Below are 2,676 nucleotides of genomic sequence, written 5' to 3' on the forward strand. Positions count from 1 at the left end.
CACCTGATCCAGCTGGTCGAACAGCGGCGCAAGGACACCACCGAGGCCTACCGCCGCAACCAGGCCGCCGAGCAGCTGCGCCAGCGCAAAGAGGACGAGGAGCTCGAGCTGTGGCTGCGCCAGCTCCGCGAGGAGGCCTACGTGGACTACCGCCTCGACAACCCGGCAGGGGCCGCCAACTCGTGACCGCCCCCGCCCTGGCGGTCACCATGGGCGAGCCGGCGGGCATCGGTCCGGACCTGCTCGCCATGCTCGCGGCGAACCCGCCGGCCGACTGCCGCCCGGTACTGGTGGGCGATCCGGAGGTGATCGCCACACGGGCCCGGACTCTCGGACTGGATATCGAGCTCGTGCCCTACCGCCCGGACGCACCGGCCCCGGACCACGGACTGGAGATCGAGGCGGTCGCGATGCACAAGGCGGTGACCCCGGGACGGCTGGACCCCGGCAACGCCACCGCCGTGCTCGCCATGCTCGACGCCGCCCTGGGCGGCTGTCTTGACGGGCACTTCGCCGGCATGGTCACCGCCCCCGTGCACAAGGGTGTGATCAACGAGGCCGGCGTACCCTTCAGCGGCCACACGGAATACCTCGCCCACCACAGCGGCGGCGACCTGCCGGTGATGATGCTCGTCGCCGGCGGACTGCGCGTGGCGCTGGTCACCACCCACCTGCCCCTGCGCGAGGTCGCCGACGCGATCACCGCCGGGCGCCTGGAGCGGGTGACCCGCACGCTCGAGGACGAACTGCGCCGGCGCTTCGGCATCGCCGCACCCCGGATCCTTGTCGCCGGCGTCAATCCCCACGCCGGCGAGGGCGGCCACCTCGGAGGCGAGGAGATCGAGGTGGTCACACCCGTGCTCGAACGCCTGCGCGGCGAGGGCATGGCGCTCACCGGACCGCTGCCCGCCGATACCCTGTTCACCCCCGAGCACCTGGACCACGCCGACGCGGTGCTCGCCATGTATCACGACCAGGGGCTGCCGGTGCTCAAGTACGCGGGCTTCGGCGAAGCGGTGAACGTCACCCTGGGGCTGCCCGTGGTGCGCACCTCCGTCGATCACGGCACCGCCCTGGACCTCGCCGGCAGCGGCCGGGCGCGGGACGGCAGCCTCCGCGCCGCAATCGAGCTCGCCACCCGCCTCGCGACCGGGGGCGGCCGTTGAGCCACCGGCCCCGCAAGCGCTTCGGACAGAACTTCCTCCATGAGCGCGCCTACATCGAGCGCATGATTGCCGCCATCGCACCGGTGTCCGGCGAGGCCATCGTGGAGATCGGTCCCGGCCAGGGCGCGCTCACCCGGCCGCTGCTGGAGGCCGCCGGGGCACTCACGGTCATCGAGCTCGACCGCGACCTCATCGCCGGACTGGAGCGCCTCGACGCCGGCAGCAGCCGGCTGCGCATCATTCAGGGCGACGCCCTGCGAGTCGATCCGGCCTCGCTGGGCGAGGGGCCGATCCGCGTCGTCGGCAACCTGCCCTACAACATCTCCACGCCGCTGCTCTTCCACCTCACCGCCGGTACCGCGCCCGTCTCCGACCTGCACCTCCTGCTCCAGCGCGAGGTCGTCGAACGCATGGCCGCGGCACCGGGGGGCGGCACCTACGGCCGGCTGTCGGTGATGATCCAGTACCGCTGCCGGGTGGAGCCGCTGTTCGATGTCCCGCCCGGGGCGTTCACGCCGGCCCCCCGGGTCACCTCGACCTTCGTGCGCCTGGTGCCTCATGCCGCCCCGCCGGTTGACGTGCCCGACGAGGAGCGCCTCGCCACCGTGGTTACCCGTGCGTTCACGGCCCGGCGCAAGACCCTGCGCAATGCCCTGTCCGGGCTGCTCGAAACCGACGCCATCGCCGCGGCCGGGATCGACCCGCGGACACGCGCCGAAACGCTGAGCCTCGACGACTTCGCCGCGCTCGCACGGCGACTGGACTGAAGCGGACACGGAGCGCTTCTCCACGACGCGTGCGTGCATTACCCTGAGGCCATGCCGAATGCCGACGGGGAGGCCATGGCATGGAGGGGTATCAGCACATTCTGCTCGCCGCGGATTTCCAGGACGACAGCGCCTGTGTGGGCCTGCGCGCCCGGGACATGGCGGAGCGCTACGGCGCCCGGCTAAGCCTGCTGCACGTGGTGGAGAACATGCCGGTGGAGCCCGGCAACGAGCTCATGATCCCACCCACCGCGAACGTGGAGCAGGAACTGCTCGCCAATGCCGAACGCCGCCTGCGCGAGCTCGGGGAGAAACTGGGCGTCGCCGAGGACGATCGGGAGGTGCGGGTCGGACAGACCAAGCGCGAGATCATCGAACATGCGCAGGAATGCGGCGCGGACCTCATCGTGGTGGGCTCACACAGCCGCCACGGTCTCGCACTGCTGCTAGGCTCGACGGCGAACGCGCTACTCCACGGCGCGCCCTGCGACGTCCTCGCGGTGCGCCTCTAGCGGCAGCGCCCCGGGCGTGTTGCGCCTGCGGGCCTCAGAGGTAGGGGACGAACACCGAGGCCGCAAAGGCCACGGCGACGGCAATCGTCAGAGATGTCAGCAGATCGGGTTTTCGCATGATGGCTCGCTGTTTCCGGCGCCTGCGCCCCCGGCCGACGATACATGCCACCGGAAGCGAACGCGCTAGAGCGTAACACAACATGACCGCCCGCAACTTTGCGGAAACCCGGC

The 2,676-nt window shown here is 71.2% G+C and carries 4 protein-coding genes and 1 pseudogene; 4 read left to right on the forward strand and 1 reads right to left on the reverse strand.

What is annotated here, in order from left to right:
- From G7A99_RS17865 to G7A99_RS17880, 4 genes and pseudogenes are all read left to right on the forward strand, one after another.
- Positions 1–186: pseudogene (locus G7A99_RS17865) on the forward strand (molecular chaperone SurA); the annotation flags it as partial.
- Positions 187–209: 23 nt separating this feature from the next.
- Positions 210–1,166: a 4-hydroxythreonine-4-phosphate dehydrogenase PdxA gene (gene pdxA, locus G7A99_RS17870; protein ID WP_040409132.1), complete on the forward strand. Its 957-nt coding sequence runs from the start codon at positions 210–212 to the stop codon at positions 1,164–1,166.
- On the forward strand, positions 1,163–1,933 hold the full coding sequence (gene rsmA, locus G7A99_RS17875; protein ID WP_163142710.1) for a 16S rRNA (adenine(1518)-N(6)/adenine(1519)-N(6))-dimethyltransferase RsmA: 771 nt from the start codon (positions 1,163–1,165) through the stop codon (positions 1,931–1,933). The genes pdxA and rsmA overlap by 4 nt, the downstream gene beginning before the upstream one ends.
- A gap of 80 nt (positions 1,934–2,013) precedes the next feature.
- On the forward strand, positions 2,014–2,445 hold the full coding sequence (locus G7A99_RS17880; protein WP_018716510.1) for a universal stress protein: 432 nt from the start codon (positions 2,014–2,016) through the stop codon (positions 2,443–2,445).
- Between the two features lie 34 nt (positions 2,446–2,479).
- Here G7A99_RS17880 and G7A99_RS24970 read toward each other — a convergent pair.
- A partial coding sequence (locus G7A99_RS24970; protein ID WP_205599904.1) for a hypothetical protein occupies positions 2,480–2,676 on the reverse strand: 197 nt, incomplete at its 5' end.

It is taken from the genome of Arhodomonas sp. KWT, assembly GCF_010993615.1.